This is a genomic window from Acidovorax sp. MR-S7, assembly GCF_000400995.2.
In the GTDB taxonomy this organism is placed as follows: Bacteria; Pseudomonadota; Gammaproteobacteria; order Burkholderiales; family Burkholderiaceae_C; genus MR-S7.
In genome coordinates, this window is sequence record NZ_DF238919.1 from 63,755 (window position 1) to 81,750 (window position 17,996).

General features: G+C 69.6%; 11 protein-coding genes. 4 read left to right on the plus strand and 7 right to left on the minus strand.

The genetic code is table 11. The features are described from left to right. Nucleotides 1-14: 14 nt before the first annotated feature. The 3 genes from AVS7_RS10815 to AVS7_RS10825 all read right to left on the minus strand — a co-directional run bounded on the left by AVS7_RS10815 (nucleotide 15) and on the right by AVS7_RS10825 (nucleotide 4,259). Nucleotides 15-1,037 carry an ABC transporter ATP-binding protein gene (locus tag AVS7_RS10815; protein ID WP_024001328.1) on the minus strand — a complete coding sequence of 341 codons (1,023 nt, stop codon included), beginning with the start codon at nucleotides 1,035-1,037 and terminating at the stop codon, nucleotides 15-17. Nucleotides 1,038-1,129: 92 nt separating this feature from the next. Then, nucleotides 1,130-3,211: a BCCT family transporter gene (locus tag AVS7_RS10820; protein ID WP_020228427.1), complete on the minus strand. Its 2,082-nt coding sequence runs from the start codon at nucleotides 3,209-3,211 to the stop codon at nucleotides 1,130-1,132. Between the two features lie 55 nt (nucleotides 3,212-3,266). Further along, on the minus strand, nucleotides 3,267-4,259 hold the full coding sequence (locus AVS7_RS10825) for a LysR family transcriptional regulator (RefSeq protein ID WP_020228428.1): 993 nt from the start codon (nucleotides 4,257-4,259) through the stop codon (nucleotides 3,267-3,269). A 113-nt stretch (nucleotides 4,260-4,372) separates the two neighbouring features. Between AVS7_RS10825 and AVS7_RS10830 the strand changes: the two genes are divergently transcribed. Genes AVS7_RS10830 through AVS7_RS10840 form a run of 3 tightly spaced genes read left to right on the plus strand, consistent with a single transcriptional unit; the run spans nucleotide 4,373 to nucleotide 8,126 of the window. Further along, complete coding sequence (locus AVS7_RS10830; RefSeq protein ID WP_024001329.1) at nucleotides 4,373-5,356, plus strand: tripartite tricarboxylate transporter substrate binding protein; 984 nt, start codon at nucleotides 4,373-4,375, stop codon at nucleotides 5,354-5,356. After that, entirely contained in the window at nucleotides 5,353-7,152 is a 1,800-nt protein-coding gene (locus AVS7_RS10835) for an acyclic terpene utilization AtuA family protein (RefSeq protein WP_024001330.1), read from the plus strand. The genes AVS7_RS10830 and AVS7_RS10835 overlap by 4 nt, the downstream gene beginning before the upstream one ends. Next, on the plus strand, nucleotides 7,149-8,126 hold the full coding sequence (locus AVS7_RS10840; RefSeq protein WP_020228431.1) for a tripartite tricarboxylate transporter substrate binding protein: 978 nt from the start codon (nucleotides 7,149-7,151) through the stop codon (nucleotides 8,124-8,126). Before AVS7_RS10835 ends, AVS7_RS10840 begins: the two co-directional genes overlap by 4 nt. A 7-nt stretch (nucleotides 8,127-8,133) precedes the next feature. On the opposite strand, the gene AVS7_RS10845 is transcribed toward AVS7_RS10840, so the two are convergent. After that, complete coding sequence (locus tag AVS7_RS10845) at nucleotides 8,134-14,037, minus strand: Ig-like domain-containing alpha-2-macroglobulin family protein (protein ID WP_020228432.1); 5,904 nt, start codon at nucleotides 14,035-14,037, stop codon at nucleotides 8,134-8,136. 174 nt (nucleotides 14,038-14,211) lie between these two features. On the opposite strand from AVS7_RS10845, the gene AVS7_RS10850 reads away from it, so the two are divergent. Next, entirely contained in the window at nucleotides 14,212-15,369 is a 1,158-nt protein-coding gene (locus AVS7_RS10850; RefSeq protein WP_020228433.1) for an OpgC domain-containing protein, read from the plus strand. On the opposite strand, the gene AVS7_RS10855 is transcribed toward AVS7_RS10850, so the two are convergent. From AVS7_RS10855 to AVS7_RS10865, 3 genes are all read right to left on the minus strand, one after another. Beyond that, entirely contained in the window at nucleotides 15,353-16,054 is a 702-nt protein-coding gene (locus AVS7_RS10855; protein ID WP_020228434.1) for an SGNH/GDSL hydrolase family protein, read from the minus strand. The two genes, AVS7_RS10850 and AVS7_RS10855, sit on opposite strands and share 17 nt — an antisense overlap. 151 nt (nucleotides 16,055-16,205) lie before the next feature. After that, nucleotides 16,206-17,174, minus strand: a complete 969-nt coding sequence (locus tag AVS7_RS10860) for a Bug family tripartite tricarboxylate transporter substrate binding protein (protein ID WP_020228435.1) — start codon at nucleotides 17,172-17,174, stop codon at nucleotides 16,206-16,208. 120 nt (nucleotides 17,175-17,294) lie between these two features. Then, the coding region (locus AVS7_RS10865; protein ID WP_034690635.1) for an argininosuccinate lyase at nucleotides 17,295-17,996 on the minus strand (702 nt) is incomplete at its 5' end.

A 17,996-nucleotide genomic window follows, 5' to 3' on the forward strand; every position in this document is an offset into this window, starting at 1 on the left:
GAGCTCCTTGAGAGTCAGGCCGCGATGCGCTGGCCTTCGGAATCGAAGAAATGGCAGTCCTGCGCTTGCCAGCGCAGGTGCACGGACTGGCCGTGCGCGGCCTGCTGCCGGCCCGGCGCGCGCACGGTGAGGGTTTCGCTGCCCACAGCGCAGCGCAGCACCGCGTCGGCGCCCAGGTATTCCTGGCTTTGCACGGCGGCGGGGACGCCCGCGTCGGCCAGCGCCACCGCCTCGGGCCGCAGGCCCAGCCAGTGCGCGTGCGCGGGACCCGCGTCGATGTCGGTGCCCGCGATGCGGCCGGCATCCAGCCGCAGCAGGTTTATGGGCGGCGTGCCGATGAAGCGCGCCGCGAAGGTGGTGGCGGGCGCGGCATAGACGGCGCGCGGCGGCGCGCACTGCTCCACGCGGCCCTGGTGCAGCAGCACCACCTGGTCGGCCATGCTCATGGCCTCGGTCTGGTCGTGCGTCACGTAGACCACGGTAAGGCCCAGGCGCTGCTGCAGCTCGCGCAGCTCGGTGCGCATCTCCTGGCGCAGTTGCGCGTCGAGGTTGGAGAGCGGCTCGTCCATCAGGCACACGCGCGCTTGCGCCACCAGCGCGCGGCCCAGCGCCACGCGCTGCTGCTGCCCGCCCGAGAGCTGCGCGGGGCGCCGCTCCAGCAGGTGCGCCAGGCCCAGCAACTCCGCCGCCTGGGCCACGCGCCCGGCCGCCTCGGCCTTGGGCACCTTGCGCACCGAGAGGCCGAAGCCGATGTTCTCGCCCACCGTCAGGTGCGGGAACAGCGCGTAGTTCTGGAACACCATCGCGATGCCGCGCTGCGCGGGCGGACGGTGCGTGACGTCCTGCCCGTCGATCAGCACGCGGCCCGACGTGGCCGTCTCCAGCCCCGCGATGATGCGCAGCGTGGTCGATTTGCCGCAGCCCGAGGGGCCCAGCAGCACGCAGAAGGAACCTGGCTCAATGCGCAGGTGCATGGACTGCAATGCGGTAGTCGCCCCCCAGGATTTGGCAACCGCGTCAAGCTCGATCAGTGACATCGCGGCAGTTTAGAGGCGTGTCGTGACAGCGGCGTTACGTTTTTCTTCAGGGTTTTCCTGTGGCATGGCTGTCACATGACAGCCATGCGCGGTCACGCAGGGTCGGTGTGGCCCGGCGCGCGGTTGAGCAGCTGGGTGCGCCGGTCGGCGCTCACGGACAGGTAGCGCTCGTAGTGCCGCAGGATGTCGGCGATGAGTTCCTCGCCGCGCAGGTACTGGATGTCGTAGCCCTGGCGCCCGTCGGCGAAGAAGGTGACGGGCTCCACCACGTAGCGCCGCTCCTCGTCCTGCGCCACCTCCGTCAGCATGAAGCCCCGCAGCTTGCGCCGCACGGGGCGCACGCCGTAGACGAAGTCGCGCAGCTCGGCCATGGGGATGGTCAGGCGCACCGACGCGGCCTCGCCCTCCTCCTCGCCGGTGGCGGTATCGTCCTGCACATGGGCCTGCACGCCGCGGCGGTCCAGCTCGGCCGCCACGTCGCGCATCGCGGGCAGCACCACGCTGTGCATGAAGCGCAGCACGTCCTCGCGCGTGGGCTGGTGCACGATCTGCTCCAGGCGCTTGCGCCAGTGCTGGCCGCTCCAGAAGTTCGTGGCATGCGCCAGCTCCTGGGCGGAATGCGCGCGGTCGGCCTGCATGCCGCGCCACAGGCCCCAGCACAGCGCCACCATGATGGCCGCCACCGGCAGGGCCGCGCCCAGCGTCAGCGCCTGCAGTGCCTTGAGGCCGCCTGCCACCAGCAGCACCGCGGCCGTCACGCCCAGCACCGCCGCCCAGAAGAGCCGCTGCCACACGGGCGAGCGCGGGTTGCCGCGCGTGGCGATGGCATCCACCACGTAGGCGCCCGAGTCGGCCGAGGTAACGAAGAACACCGCGATCAGCACGATGGCCAGCCACGAGACGGCCTTGGCCCACGGCAGGTATTCGAAGAAGCGGAACAGCAGCGCGTCCACGTTGCCGGCCGTCTGCGCCAGCGCGCCCTGGGCCACGTGGGTGTCGATCCAGATCGCGCTGTTGCCGAAGGCCGTCATCCACAGCAGGTTGAACGCGGTGGGCACGAGCAGCACGCCCACGATGAACTCGCGCACCGTGCGCCCGCGCGAGATGCGCGCGATGAACATGCCCACGAAGGGCGACCAGGAGATCCACCATGCCCAGTAGAGCACCGTCCACTGGCCGTACCACCCCGGCTCCTGCGGCGACTCGTAGGCGAAGGTGCGCAGCGACATCTGCGCCAGGCCCGAGAGGTAGTTGCCGACGTTCTCGCTGAGCGCCTGGAACAGGTGCACCGTGGGCCCGCAGATGATGACGAAGGCCAGCAGCACGAACGAGAGGCAGAGGTTGAACTCGGAGAGCACGCGCACGCCCTTGTCCAGCCCCGAGGCCGCCGACAGCCCCGCCAGGGAGACAACCACCACGACCATCGCCACGCGGAACAGCGCGGTGTCGGTGTTCCAGTCGGTCATCAGGCCGATGCCCGCGGCCAGCTGCAGCGCGCCGTAGCCCAGCGTGGTGGCGATGCCCGCGATGGTGCCCACGAGCGCGAAGGCGTCCACCGTGTGGCCGATGGGCCCGTTGATGCGCTGCTGCAGCAGCGGGTACAGCCCCGAGCGCATCGTGAGCGGCAGGTTGTAGCGGAAGCCGAAGTACGCCAGCACCAGCCCCATCGTGCCGTACACCGCCCAGGCGTGGAAGCCCCAGTGGAAGAAGGTGGACTGCAGCGCCTCGCGCGCCGCATCGGGCGTATCCGGCAGGGCCGTGGGCGGCTTGAGGTAGTGCTGCAGCGGCTCGCCCACACCGAAGTACATGAGCCCGATGCCCATGCCCGCTGCGAACAGCATAGCCGTCCACGAGAGGAAGCTGAACTCGGGCTTGGCATCGTCCGGCCCCAGCCGGATGTCGCCGAACCGGCTGGCCGCCACCAGCACCAGGAAGGCGAGGAACAGCGTCACCGCCACGCTGTAGAACCAGTCGAAATGCCCCACCACCCAGGCCTGCATGCCCGAGAAGAAGCGGTCGGCCTGCTGCGGGAACAGGCCGCACCCCACCAGCAGCAGCCCCAGCACCACGAGCGAGGGCACCACCACGGGCGCGGCGAAGGTGAGGCGCGGAGCGGAGCGTGCCACCATGTCTTCCGCGGGAGGTTCCGGCGTTTCGGTTTTTTCGTTTGGCATGAGGTTCCTTCAGGTTCCCAGGGTCACGGTGCGCGCCGGCGGAGCCGGGGGCACACTATTTCATCGATAGGGCCTTGGCGGTGTCGGACAACACGCCTCGTCGCGCCTTCCTGGGCTCCGGCCTCGACAGATCCGCCGCATCCATTGCCTTGAGGCATTCCATGAACGCCAGCGTCGCCGGCGAATGGGGGGCATCCTTCAACAGCAGCAGCCCGATCTCCCTGACGGTTGCCGGCCGGAATTCAACCAGGCGGCACCCTTCCAGGCTCACGCCATGCAGCGCTACCCGGGGCTGGATGCTCACGCCCAGGCCCAGGCGCACCAGCGACACCAGCGGGTACGTACCGGTCAGCTCCTGCGCAGGCTCCACGGCGAGGCCCGCGGAGCGGAAGCGTTCCTCGATGATTTCACGAAGATCCACGCCGCGCGGATTGAGGAGCAACGGATAAGCCGCCAGCTGTTTCGGCGCCAGCGTCTTGCGGCCTGCCAGTTCCGGCAGTGCGTCTGGCACCACGACCACCAGTTCATCCTCGAACAGCGCAGTGAAATCGACGCCCTCGGATCTCTCGCGGCGCGACACGACGGCAATGTCCACCTCGGCATTCACCAGTTTCTCGTGGGCACGCTGGGAGTCCACGTCGCACATCCGCACCTCGATCCCGGGATGCCGCTCCCGGAACCTGCGCATAGCTTGCGGCATGAACGTGGCCGCCAGCGAGGGCAACACCGCCACGCTCACGGAGCCTGCGCGCAAGGCCGCCTCGTCCTTGAGCTGCCGTATGACGCGTGCCAGGGTATTGCCTGCCACGTCCACCGCGCCGTACAGGCGCTCGCCCTCCGGCGTCAGCGCCACGGAGCGGGTATCGCGCGCGAACAGCTTCACCCCCAGCGCAGCCTCGATGTGCTGGACGTGAACGCTCAGGGCCGATTGCGATACGTGCAATTGCTCCGCTGCGCGGCGGAAGCTCTGCTGCTGGGCCACGGCCGCAAAGGACACCAGCTGGTTCAGGTTCACCCGGCGCAGCTCGGGAGGCCATCGTTGCTGCATTGATCATCTCCTGCGATCAATTCTTGCAGATTTATTAATTGCTGCAATACGGTGCGGCTCTTAGGATGCTTCCGAAAAGGCGCTCTCGCACAAGCGCCACAAGGAGACATGCCATGCGCCGGATCGCGTCAAAATTCTTGTACACGGGCTTGGGAACGCTCGCCATGCTCTGGGCCGCCGCTGGCGCAGCGCAGCCCGCGAGCTACCCCAGCCGCCCGGTCACCATCGTGGTGCCCTATGGGGCCGGGTCGAGCACGGACATCCTCACCCGCGTGCTGGCCAAGCAGCTGGCCAGCGAGCTGGGGCAGAACGTCGTCGTCGAGAACCGGGCCGGCGCAGGCGGCGCGCTGGGCAGCGCCTTCGTGGCCAAGGCGCCGCCCGACGGCTACACGCTCGTGATGGGAACCATTTCGTCCCACTCCATCAACGCATCGCTGCTCAAGGACCAGCCATTCAACGTCATGCGGGACTTCAAGCCGATCTCGCTGGTGGCCTATTTCCCCAACCTGCTCGCCGTCAACAACGACTTGCCCGTCAACAACCTACAGGAGCTGGTGGCCTATGCCAAGGCGCGCGGCAGCCTCAGCTACGCCACGGGCGGCGTGGGATCTTCGGGGCAGATGGCCGGAGAACTGTTGAAGCTCAGCACCGGCGCCCCGTTGAGCCACGTTCCCTACAAGGAGGTCGGACAGGGCATCACCGACACCATCGCCGGCCACGTGCCCCTGATCTTCTACCAGGCCCCTGCCCTGGTGCCCCATATCCGCGACGGCAAGCTCAAGGCCATTGCCGTGCTGGCACCCGAGCGCACGCCGCTGCTGCCCGACGTGGCCACACCTGCCGAGCAAGGCGTCGCCGGCTTCGACGCCAGCGCATGGATGGGGCTCTTTGCCCCGGCATCCACACCGGACGCCGTCATCGCGAAGATCCACCGGTCCCTCGTGGACGCGGCACGCGACGCCGGCATGGCCAGGCAGCTCGGCGCGCAGGGGTTCACGCTGGCGGTAGATACGCCGGAGGCGTTCCACCGGTTCGTGGAAGCGGACATCGCCAAATGGGCCAAAGTGATCCAGACGACAGGAGCCACCGCGCAATGAATTCGCCCGCAACGAAAACCGTGTGCCTCAGGGAGGTTGCCCATGCGCGCTCCGGCGAGAAAGGCAACAGCTCGATGATTTCGGTCATCGCCTACGAACCGCAAGACTACGGCCTGCTGTGCGAGCAAGTCACCGTGGACGCGGTGCGAAAGGTCTTCGGGCCGATCACCCGCGGCAGCATCGCACGGTACGAAGTGCCGCGCATCGGCGCCCTCAACTTCGTGCTGGACGAAGTGCTCGAAGGAGGCCGGTCGCGGACGCTGGCCTTCGAAGAATCGGGCAAGGCCCTGTCGTCCCTCATGCTCACGCTGCCGGTACGGGTGCCCGCAGGCTACGTGGAGCGCAAGGACAGGCCGGCCACCGAGGAAGGGCCGCGCAGCAGGCCATCCGGGGATGCTGCCAAGCCGGCGGGCACGATCCGCCTCGCGGCAGCCACGGCCTGGTCACGCGACCGCTTCGAGCCCGCGCTGTCTCTCGTGCGGGACGAGGCCATCGACTACCTCTGCTTCGAATCGATGTCCGAAGTGACGATGAGCGCCGCCCAGGTCGCCCTCAACGACGGCCACGCCACCCCGCCCTACGACCCCTACCTGCTGGACCGCCTGCGCCCCGTGCTGGCCGAATGCAAGCAGCGCGGAATCCGCATCATCAGCAACCAGGGCTGGCTGGACCCGGACGCCGCAGCGCAGGCCGTGCAGGAACTGGCCGGAGAACTCGGCATCGCGGACCTGCGCGTGGCCGCCGTCTCGGGAGGCATCCTCACCGACCGCATCGCCGGACTGGGCCTGCGGTTCTCGGAGAACGACCAGGCCATCGCCGACCTCGAGGACGGTATCGTTTCCGCCGAGGCCTACCTGGGATGCGAGGGCATCGTCCAGGCGCTGCAGCAGGGCGCGGACGTGGTCATCACGACCCGGGTGGCCGACGCGGCGCTCTACCTCGGGCCGCTCGCCCACGAGTTCGGCTGGGACACGGGAAACAGCCAGCAGATGGCACGGGGCATGGTCGTCGGCCACCTCATGGAATGCGGCGCCCAGCTGGCGGGCGGCTACTTCGCCGACCCCGGCTACAAGGACGTGCCCGACCTGGCGCACGTCGGCAACCCGATCGCGGACGTATCGCCCGACCGCATCGTCCTGCGCAAGCAGCGCGGCAGCGGCGGCCTGCTGAGCCCCGCGACGTGCAAGGAGCAACTGCTCTACGAGGTCCACGACCCGGGCGCGTACATCGGCCCCGACTGCACCACGGACTTCGGGGCCGTCTCGTTCACGCAGATCGCGCCCGATACGGTGGAGGTCCACATCGCGGAAGGCGCGGGGTTTCCGAAGCCGGACACGCTGAAGGCGCTCGTCGGTGTGCGCGAGGGCTACATGACCGAGGAAATGGTGATCTTCGCAGGCCCCGGAGCGCACCAGCGCGCGCAGCTGACCGAGTCCATCCTGCGGCAGCGCCTGGCATCGGCGGGGCTGCAGGCGCAGGAAATGCGGTTCGACTACATCGGCGTCAATGCCGTCCACAGGGAAGCGACGCCGCCGTCCGCGCATGCGCCCTACGAAGCCGTCCTGCGGGTGGCCATCAAGACCGGCACCCGGCAACAGGCCGAACTGCTGCGCAAGGAAGTGGACCCGCTGGCCGTCAACGGGCTCTATGGAACCGGCAAGTGGGCGACCACGGCGAGCGGCTCCCGGGTCCGGTCCGTCATCGGGCTGAACTCGTGCCTCGTTCCACGGACGCTGGTCGACTGGTCCGTCTCGTTCGCCGAAGAAGCCGTCCACACCCCACAGGAGACTCCATGAGAAAACGCCATGCCTATGCCGCCATCGCCGCGCTCGCGGCCCTGCAGGCCACCGCGGCGCAGGCCGACGCCGCCTGGCCCAAGGCGCACCCCATCACCATGGTGCTGCCCGCAGGGGCAGGCGGCTCCTCCGATCCGCTGACGCGCTACGTCTCTGAAGAGATCGGCAAGCGCATCGGGCAGTCGTTCATCGTCCAGAACAGGCCCGGCGCAGGCGGCAATGTGGGCATGGTCTACGGCGCCAAGGCGCGCCCCGACGGCTACACCCTGACGATCAGCTGGACCGGACCGATGGCGACCAACCTGGCGCTCTACAAGGAGGTGGGCTTCAGTCCCCAGAAGGACTTCGCGCCGGTCGGCATGATCGGCTGCACGCCCAACGTGCTGGCCGTGGACAAGAGTTCCCCCCCGTCCTCGCTCCAGGAGTTCAACCGACTGGCCAAGGAGAAGCCGGAGAAATTCAGCTATGGAACGACCGGCGTCGGCAGCTCCTGGCACATCGCGGCCGAGATGCTCAACCGCGACCTGGGAGACCGCCTGGTGCACGTCCCCTACCAATCGCCCGGCGCGGCGTTGACCGACATGAAGGGGCGCCGCCTGGACGCCATCTTTCCGGTGATCCCCATGACGGTTCCCCATGCGCGCGCAGGGGAGATGAAGGTGCTGGCCGTCTTCTCCAAGGAGCGCTCGTCCGTGCTTCCCGAGGTTCCCACGACCGTGGAGCAGGGCTTCCCCGACCTGCTGAGCGACACCTGCTTCGCCCTGCTCGCGCCCGCGGGCACGCCCGCGCCCATCGTGGATCAGTTGAACAAGGCGCTGAACCAGGTGCTGTCCGACCAGGCCTCGCGCACGCGGATCGAGGACATGGGCATCCAGATCCGCTCCGGCCCGCCCTCCCAGCTCCAGGCTTACCTGGACACGGAGATTCCCAGGCAAGCCAGGCTGGTGCGCGCCATGGGCGTGTCGCCGGAGTGAGGGGCCGTCAGGGCTGCACCACCTTCACCCGCGCGTTGGGCGCCTCACCGAACATCTCGGGCGCGTAGAGCGCCTCCACGCGGCTGGGCGGAAGCTGGAACTCGCCCGCGTTGTTCAGGCGCACCGTGTACTCCATCTTCACCGTGCCCTTGGGCAGATACTCGTAGTAGCTGCGGAAGGCCTCGAAGGCGCGCTCCTCGAACGCGGGCCAGCCGTAGCCGGAGCGCTTCTCGCCCTGCGTGGCGATCTCGGAATCGCGCCCCAGGCCGCTGCCGAGGATGGTGGCGCCCGCCGGCACGGGGTCGGTGACCGCCACCCAGGTCATGTCGGCCGTGCCGGTCACCTCCAGCGACACGCGCAGCACGTCGCCGCGCGTGTACTGGCCGGCGGGCAGGCTCTTATCGGCCTGCTCCACGGGCGTGACGGTGCGGCGGATCGTGTACCCGGCGCTGAACGGCTCCTTGAGCGCGATGGCAGCGACCGACTGCAGCGTGAGCCAGGGCTTTCCCGTGCCCTGGTGCGTGACGACCAGGCGGTCGTTCCCGTTCCAGGGCAGGAACATGCCGTTGTTGCGGTAGTTGCCTGGGGCGGCGGGTGCGCCGAACCACGTGGTCTGGTGCGCGGCGCCGCTGGCGTCACTCGCCTTGATGCGCTCGACCTTGGCCCAATCCACGCTCGCCGCATTGGCGCCCATAGCCGCCCGGGTGATGCCCGAGACGGGTGTGGCCTCGAACTTCGCGCTGAATTTCTCCAGCGCCAGGCCGCCCCACAGGTTGGCCGTGGTGGTGTGCCACGCGCCGCCCTGCTGGCGCAGGATGAAGCCGTTGGCCAGGCGCCCCATGTCGTCCTTCCACGCAGGGTCGTCCATCACCGCGAGCATCAGGCGCGCGGTGTTCACGTCGCCGTTCTGCATGAGCCACCACCAGTAGTCGTCCTGCTCGGTGCTGAAGATCAGCTTGGTGCCCTGGTACGACAGGCGGGCTTTCAGCACGTTCATGGCCTCGGCCAGGCGCTGGTCGCGCTGGGGCACGCCATCGACGCGCTTGAGGATGTTCACCCAGTCGATCACCGTGTGCGTGGGCCACTGGTTGGGCGCGATGGTGATGCTGCCAAGCATGCGCGCCTGCGCCTTGCCGTAGCGCGAGAGCGCCTCGATGGCGGCGAGCTTGCGCATGTCCAGGTCCTTGCGCGGGCTCCAGAAGTCGCGCTGGATGCGGCCCTCGACGAAGGCGATCAGGCCGCGCTCCATGGGCTCGCGCGCCTCGGGCGGCAGAGAGAATTCCGGGTGCAGGCCCGAGGCCTCGTGCGTGGCGGCGAGCAGGTAGGCGGTGAGCGTATCGCTGCCCCGGTTCGCGCTGCCGTCACGCGGCGGGAAGTAGCTGGCGAGGCCGTCGCCGTCCAGGTACGTGGGCAGTTGCGCCACCATGGTCTGCCAGAGCTTGCCGTCGCGCAGGCCCACGGCCTTGCTGGTCTTCTGCTCCAGGCAGGCGAACGGGTAGTTGGCCCACCAGTCGCGCACGCCGGGCAGCCCTTCGGCCAGCTTGGGCTGCAGTGACATCTTCAGGCCGCCGCGCCCCGCGATGGCGTCCTTGGGCGGAGCCACATCGAGGTTGAAGGCGCCATCGACCTGCACCAGCGTCGCTTGCTGCACCGTGAGCGGCACGGCGGGGATCAGGCGCTGGCTGGCCTTGAGGGCATCGCGCGCCCCATTCACTCCTCCCAGCGTGTCGCGCGCCTCGATCTCCCACAGCAGCGCCTGCGCGCGCGTGGTGCCGAGCTGCGCGGGCGCGGTGACGCTCCAGGCCACCTCGCGCGCCTCGCCTGCTGGAATGTCCACGGTCTGCTTGTCGAGCTGGAGCAGCGTGGCGCGCGGCGCGACTTCCACCTTCATGGCCTGCTGCGTGGTGTTGCGCAACGTGAGCTGGGCGCGGAACTGGTCGTCCTCGCGCACCAGCGGCGGCAAGCCGCTGATGATCTGCAAGTCCTGCGTGGCGCGAATGCTCGTGGCGCCGGTGCCGAACAGGCCCGTGCCCGCATCGGCCACGGCGACGATTCTGAAAGTGGTGAGCGCGTCATTGAGCGGCACCGTCACCTTCGCCTGCCCTTGTGCATCGAGCTGGATCGCGGGCTGCCACAGCAGCAGCGTGTCGAGCAGCTCGCGCGTCTGCGCGCGGCCCCCGCCGCCGCCCGCGGGCACGGCCTTCTTGCCGTAGTGGCGGCGGCCGATGATCTCCATCTGCGCGGTGGAGGTGGAGACGCCCCAGGAGCGGCGCTGCAGCATGGCTTCGAGCAGGTTCCAGCTCTGGTTGGGCATCAGCTCCAGCAGCGCCTGGTCGACGGCTGCCAGCGCCACCTCGGCCCCGGCGGCCGGCTTGCCGTTCGGCAGCGTGGCCGAGATCGTGACCTGCGCCTTGCCGCGCACGGGGTAGCTTTCCTTGTCGGCCGCGACCTTCACGGCGATCTGGTGCGCCGCGTGGCCCACGCGCAGCTCGGCCAGGCCCAGGCGGTAAGCGGGCTTGGACAGGTCCACCATCGCCGTGGGCGCGACGTATTCGCGGCCCTCGTACCAGAAGGCGCTCCACCACTCGCGCGGCGCCTTGAAGCCCCAGGTGAAGAAGCTGTACCACGGCACCTCGCGCAGGCGCCCGCGCAAGGCGAGCACGCTCACGTAGACGTTGGGGCTCCAGCCTTCCTCGATCTTGAGCTGCACCGTAGGGTCCTGCCCATTGAGCTTCACCACGCGCGTCTCGATCACGCCCTCGCGCTCCACGCTGACCAGCGCGGTGGCGTAGCGGAACGGCATGCGCACCTGCAGGCGCGCGGTCTCGCCGGGCTGGTAGCTCTTCTTCTCGGGCAGCACGTCGATGCGGTCGTGGTCCTCGCCGCCGAACCAGAGTTCGCCCTGGCGCGTGACCCAGACGGAGGACGCGGCCTGCGCCTCGTTGCCGTCCTTGTCGCGCGCGGTCACGACCAGTTCCACCTCGCCGGGCTCGTCGAGCTTGGCATCGCACAGCAGCAGGCCGCGGCTGTCGCTCTTGCCGGTACAGACGGTGCCCAAATCCTTGGTCTCGGTCTTGTTGTCGTAGCTGTAGAAGCCCCCCACCATGCGCTTGCGGCTGGTGGTGGTGATGCGCGCGATGGCCTGCACCGCCAGCGGGACGCCCTCCTGCGCCTTGCCGTCCAGCCCCAGTGCCAGCGCCTGGAAGCGCACGCGGCTCGACGCCGAGGCCCAGCCCTCGGTCTTCACACCCGCGACCACGGCCGCAGGCCAGAGCGTGTGCGTGCTGCGCAGGGTCTGCACCTCGCCGTTGGGATCGGCGTAGGTGGCTTCGAGCACCAGGTCCTGCGCCTGGCGCGCGGCGGGCACGTTGTCGATGGCGATGCGGCCCGTGCCATTCTTGTCGAGCGTGAGCGGCAGCTTGTCGGCGATCACGCGCGTATCGCGGCTGGCAGCGGGCTCCTCGTCGTCGCTGGAATCACCGGATTGGCCCTTCCTGCGCGGCGGCTGGAAGCTGAAGGCGTCGAAGTCGCCGAACTGCAGGGACTTGCCGCGCACCATGGCCGACACGCGCACGGGCAACCCGGCCGCGCCGCCGCCCGCCACGTAGCCGACCTGCACGTCGGTGGGCACGGAGCGCGCGCGCACCAGGGGCTTGTTCTCGGCCGGCGCCACGCGGCCTTCGAACACCGGCAGGCGGAATTCCTCCACGCGGAAACTGCCGGACTCGAAGGACCGGCCCTCGCCCGCGCCGCGTAGCTCTACCTGGTACAGGCCCAGCTTGGCCGCCAGCGGCACGGCGAATTCGCTGGTCGCGGACAGGCCGCCCGTGCCCGTCTTGCGCCACCCGAGCGGCTGCATGAACTGCTGGCCGCTGCCCACGTGGGTGATGACGAGCTGCTCCGGACGCGCTTCGGGCAGCGCGAAACCGCGGCTGTTCTGGGCGCGCAGCAGGTGCTTCATCGATACGGTCTCGCCCGCGCGCAGCAGCGTGCGGTCGAAGATGGTGTGGGCCACCTCGTCGGGCCGCGGCTCGCTGCTGGTGGGCACGTTGAAGCGCCAGGGCTCGATGCCGCGCTGCCAGTCGCTCCAGGTGAAGGCCATGTCGTCTTGCGCACGTGCGCTGACGAAGTAGGCATTGCGCCACTCGCCTTCGCCGTGGCACTGGGGCGGCTCGGGCGACAGGCCTTGCAGCGCGGCCACGCCATCGGCGTTGGTGGTGGCCGTGGCCAGCTCGCGCCCGTCGCAGGCGGACACGCGCACCTTCGCGCCGGCCACGGGCAAGCCCTTGTCCAGCGTGGTCACCCAGGCCACGGCGTTCTCGCGGCCCAGCTTGAAGTGCACGCCCAGGTTGGTCACCAGCGCCGTGGTGCGCACGTACATGGTGCGCGGCGCGCCGTAGCGCTCGTCGAGCAGCGACTGGCCGAGCAGCGGCGAAGCGATCTCCACCACGTGGAAGCCCGCGGGCAGCGGAATGCCCACGACCTCGAAGGGGCGCGGATCGCCACTGGCGGGCTTGGGGATGTCCAGCGTCTTCACGCCTTGTGCGCCCGCAAGCAGCGAGAGCATGCGCGTCTGCACGTGGTTCTTGTCGCCCTCTTCCAGCACCTTGGGCAGCGGGCCGCTCACGTCCCGGCCGGCCTGCTTGCGCGAGACGGCATAGGCGTCGTAGCGCTCCACCTTGCGCATCCAGGCGATGATGTCCTTGTCGCTCTCGGGCTGGAGGGTGCTGACCTTGCCCGCGCCGGGCTGCAGGCCCTGCACGGCGAGCTGCGCCTCCACGTTGCGCAGCGTGACGGGCAGCAGCGCCGGGCCATCGGGTCCCTCGGCATAGCGCTCCACCACGCCGAAGGGCGACGCGGCGAATTTGGCCAGCGGCGGCATGCCCCCGGTGGCCACCTGGAGCGGGAAGCTCTGCGCGTTGACCAGCGGGCGGCCCGACGCGTCCTTGAACCCCGCGGGCAGCTCCAGCGTGAACTGCGTCTGCGCGGCCAGCGGCTCGGGGAAGGTGATGCCGGTGACGACGGAGTCGCCCTCGGCGCCGTCCTTGACCGTGGGCGCGAGCGTCTGCCCGCCGCCCTGGAGGCGGATGCCCTGCGCGAGCTTGACGGGCACCGGCGCGTTGAACGACAGGCGCATGGGCCGGATCGGCAGGCAGGCGGCCTGGGCGTTCTCGCGCTCGCAGCCGAAGTCGGCGCTGAAGGGCTCGCGCACCTTGAAGTCGAAGCGCTTTTCCACGCTGTTGGCCACGCCGCTCTCGGTGGCCACGCCCTTGCCGAACACGAGCTGCATCTTGCTGCCCGCGGTGAGCCGGCGCGTGCAGGCCAGCGTGGCATAGCGCAGCGGCGCAGCGGCGGCGGCCTTGTCCAGGTGCAGCGACTGCAGCAGCTCGGCGCGCTGCGCGTCTTCGATGAGGCGCACGGGAATGCGCTCGCCCACGCCGTCGGCCGCGCACCACACGTGCTCGCGCACGCTGGCGGTGGTGGCCGCGCCGTTCAGCTGCAGGACGAAGAACTGCTCCTCGTCTATGGCCTGCCAGGTGCCCGGGCGGATGTTCTGCACGAACGGCCCGCCGGTATTGAATTGATAGCTGCTCGCGCTTGACAGCTGAGCGCCGGAGGCCGATTTGAACCCCGATCGGACGCTGACCGTGCAGCGCACGCCCGGGGGCAGGTCCTGCGCGAAGTCGTAGACCCACTCGCGCTCGCTGGTCCAGCGGCCGGTGCCCTTGGCGGCATCGGCGTCGCTGCAGGCCACGGCGAAGGGCGCGGGCGCCTTGGGGTCGCCGAACTGCACGGCGGCGGCGTCGAACTTGGCCGCCAGCTGGCGCACGCGCGCCACTTCGCCCTGGGGCGACAGGCTGGTCACGGTGAGGGCCTGGGCCGCTCCGGCGGCGGCCAGGGCCAGGGACATGAGCGTTGCGTAGAGATAGGTTCTTTTCGCCATGTGCTTCAGGAAAGTTGCTGCGCAGCGCGCAAGCCGCAAGCGTAGCCCATCCCCCCGCGGAGGCAACCGGCCGGATCGCCTACACGCCGCCCGGCGGGGGCCGCCCACAATGCGGTACACGCCCTTCCACGCCCGCCTTCCATGCACGCGCCCTCCTCCACCCGCCGCTGGGAAATCGATGCCGTCCGCGGCCTCATGCTGGTGCTGATGACCCTCACGCACCTGCCCACGCGGCTGACCATGCCGCTGGGGCAGCCGTTCGGCTACGTCTCGGCGGCGGAGGGCTTCGTGCTGCTGTCGGCCTGCATGGCGGGGCTGGTGTACGGGCGCCAGGCCCTGCGCAAGGGCGTGCCGGCCATGCGCAGGGCCTTCTGGCGGCGCGCGGTCACGATCTATGCGTGCCAGGCGGCGCTGCTGCTGTTCCTGTTCACGGTGATCGCCTTCATCGGCCTCAAGGTGGACCAGCCCGCCGTGACGATGCTGATGAGTTTCTACCTCGACAAGCCGCTGGAGGCGCTGGTCGGCGGCCTGCTGCTGGTGTACGAGCCGCCGCTGCTCGACATCCTGCCGCTCTATATCCTGTTCATGCTGGCCAGCCCCTGGCTGATGACCTTCGCGCTGCGCCACGGCTGGGCGCCGGTGATGGCCGCGAGCATCCTGCTGTGGCTGCTGGCGCAGTTCGGCCTGTCCGAGTGGCTCTACGGCCATTTCATCGACGCGATCCCGCTGTCGGTGCCGTTCAGCGAGACGGGCGCATTCAACATGTGGGCCTGGCAGTTCCTCTGGATCATGGGCCTGTGGATGGGCGCGAGCCGCAACGACCCGCAGGCCCCGCCCTTCGCGTTCCCGCGCTGGTCTCTGTGGGTGGCGGGCGCCGTGGCGCTGGTGTGCCTGGTGTGGCGGCACGCGGTCGGGCAGGTGCCGTTCCCGCAGGGCAGCGGGCTCAATCCGCTGTTCGACAAATGGCTGCTGGCGCCGCTGCGGCTGATCGACCTGTTCGCGCTGACCGTCCTGGCGATCCGCTTCGGCCCGGCGCTGCTGGCGCGGCTGCCGCGCCTGCACTGGCTGGAGACGCTGGGCTCGGCTTCGCTCGCGGTGTTCTGCGCCCACCTGGTGGTGGTGCTGCTGGCGCTGGGCCTGCTGGGGGCCGACTACGAGCGGCCCTGGCCGCAGGACCTGGCGCTGCTGGCCGCGTGCTTCGGCACGCTTTACGCCGTGGCGCGGATCACGCTGTGGCTGGACCGGCCGGACGACGATCCCCCGCCGCCCGCGGCGCGCGGACTCAGCGCCCCGCGCTGAGGTGCACCGGCGGAGCGTCCTGCGCCACGTAGGCGCCGATGACCGAGCGCCACAGGTCGTAGCCCGCGTCGTTCATGTGCAGCCGGTCGGGGCCGAACAGCTCGGCACGCGGAGCGCCGTCGGCGGCCAGCATGGGGGTGAAGATGTCGATGTAGTCGCTGCGCTGCAGCGTGCGCACGTAGCCGGCCAGCAGCGCGTTGGCCTCGCGCATGCGCGGCAGCAGCGCCGCGCGCAGCGGGCTGGGCTTGATGGAGATGTAGCTGATGCGCGTGTCCGGCAGTGCCGTGCGCACCGCCTCTGCGAAGGCGCGGAAGCTCTCCAGCACCTGCTGCGGCGTGCGGCCTTCGGCCAGGTCGTTGTCGCCCGCGTAGACCATCACGTGGCGCGGGCGGTACTGCAGCACCAGGCTTTTCACGAAATAGTGGCAGTCGTCCATGGTGGAGCCGCCGAAGCCCCGGTTGATGACCACGGGCAGCTCGCGGAAGTCCTCGCGCAGGTCCGACCACAGGCGGATGGTGGAGCTGCCGACGAACAGCACACCGCCCGGCTGCGGCGGCTGGGCCTGGTCGGCCGCGGCGAACGATTCCATGCTCGACTGCCAGCGCGCGTAGGGCGCGGGCAGCGCCTGCTCCTGCACCGTGGCGGCGTGGCCGGCCAGGGCCAGGGCCGCAAAAGCCAGACCCATGGCGGCGCGGGCGCGTAACAGGGAAGCGGACCGGTGAAGGGGCATGGCGGTTCCAAGGGGGTGCAGCGGCGTGGGATGGATTGTGGGTCCAGACATTCCCCGGAGAAAGCCCTTTTTACAAATTCGCCGCGCGATTCTGCGCAATCGCGCGCTATTGGGGCCGAAAGCCGCTGTCCCGGATGATCCTGGCCCACACGGCCGTGTAGGCATGCTCGCGTGCGGCCAGCTGCGCGGGTGTCATCGCGCCCACGGCGAGGCCCATCGCGGTGAGGTGCGCGCGCACGTCGTCCTGCGCCACGGCCCGGGCGAGCGCGTCGGAAAAGCGCTGCAGAAAGGCGGCCGGCGTGCCGGCGGGGGCGTAGAAGCCGTAGTACGGCGTGTCCTCGAAGCCGGGCAGGCCCAGCTCGGCGAAGGTGGGCACATCGGGTAGCGCGGCCTGGCGCCTGGCGCCCAGCACGGCCACCACGCGCAGCTTGCCCGCGCGGTGGTTCTCGATGAAGTCCTGCACCGAACCCACACCAGCCGGGATCTGGTTGCCCAGCATGTCGGCCATCAGCGGCGCGGCGCCCTTGTAGGGCACGGACACCAGGTCCAGCCCGTAGCGCTGGCCCAGCAGGCGCACGAGGAATTCGGGCGTGGACGCGGGCGCGGGGATGCCCACGGCGCTCTTGCCGCCCTTCTCGCGCCGAACCCAGTCCACGTAGCCGGTGAAACCCTGCGCCGGCGTGCCGGCGGAGAGCGCCAGCGCGTTGACGAAGGTGGCGAAGCCGCCCGCGGCCACGAAGTCGCGCGCGGGGTCGAAGCCGGGGTTCTTCACCACCTGCGGCAGGATGGAGATGGTGTGGTCGTGCGTGAGGAAGACGGTGCTGCCGTCGGCCGGCGCGCTTTTCAGCACCTGCGCCGCGATCTGCCCGCCCGCGCCGGGGCGGTTGTCCACCACCACGGGCACGCCCAGCAGATCCTTGAGCCGCTCGGCCAGCAGGCGGGCGATGGCGTCGGTGCCGCCGCCGGGCGGAAAGCCCACCAGCACGCGCAGCGGCTTGGGCGCATCGGCCCAGGCAGGTGCGAGGACGCTGGCGGCAAGGGCGCGGGCAAGCAGGCGGCGGCGGGTCTGGGGCATGGCGGTTTCCAGCGAGAGACTATGAATTCAGGAGCTGCTTGCGCTCTCTACAAGCCAGTTTCAGGTAAAAAACTACCTGAATCCCTTAATTGGCAAACGCGACCAGCTCCTCTTTTTGTATCAGGCCAGCCGCGCGCGGTGCCGTGCGATCTGCGTGCGCACCTGCGCGGGAGCCGTGCCGCCCAGCGTGTTGCGGGCATTCAGCGAGCCCTGCAGGCTCAGGGCATCGAACACGTCCTTCTCGATGGCGGGGTGGAAGCCCTGCAGCACGGCCAGCGGCAGCTCCGACAGGTCCACGCTGTGCGACGTGGCGGCCTTCACCGCGTGGGCCACGGTTTCGTGCGCGTCGCGGAAGGGCAGGCCCTTCTTGACCAGGTAGTCCGCCAGATCGGTGGCCGTGGCGTAGCCCTTGAGGGCCGCCGCGCGCATGGCCTCGGCGTTGACGGTGATGCCGCCCTCCTTCGCGCCGGTGGCCGGGTTGACCTGGCCGCCGATCATCTCGGCGAAGATGCGCAGCGTGTCCTTGAGCGTGTCCACGGTGTCGAACAGCGGCTCCTTGTCCTCCTGGTTGTCCTTGTTGTAGGCCAGGGGCTGGCCCTTCATCAGCGTGATGAGGCCCATCAGGTGGCCCACCACGCGGCCGGTCTTGCCGCGCGCCAGCTCGGGCACGTCGGGGTTCTTCTTCTGCGGCATGATCGACGAGCCGGTGGTGAAACGGTCGGCGATGCGGATGAAGCCAAAGTTCTGGCTCATCCAGATGATGAGTTCCTCGCTCAGGCGGCTCACGTGCACCATGCACAGGCTGGGGGGCGGCCGGGATTT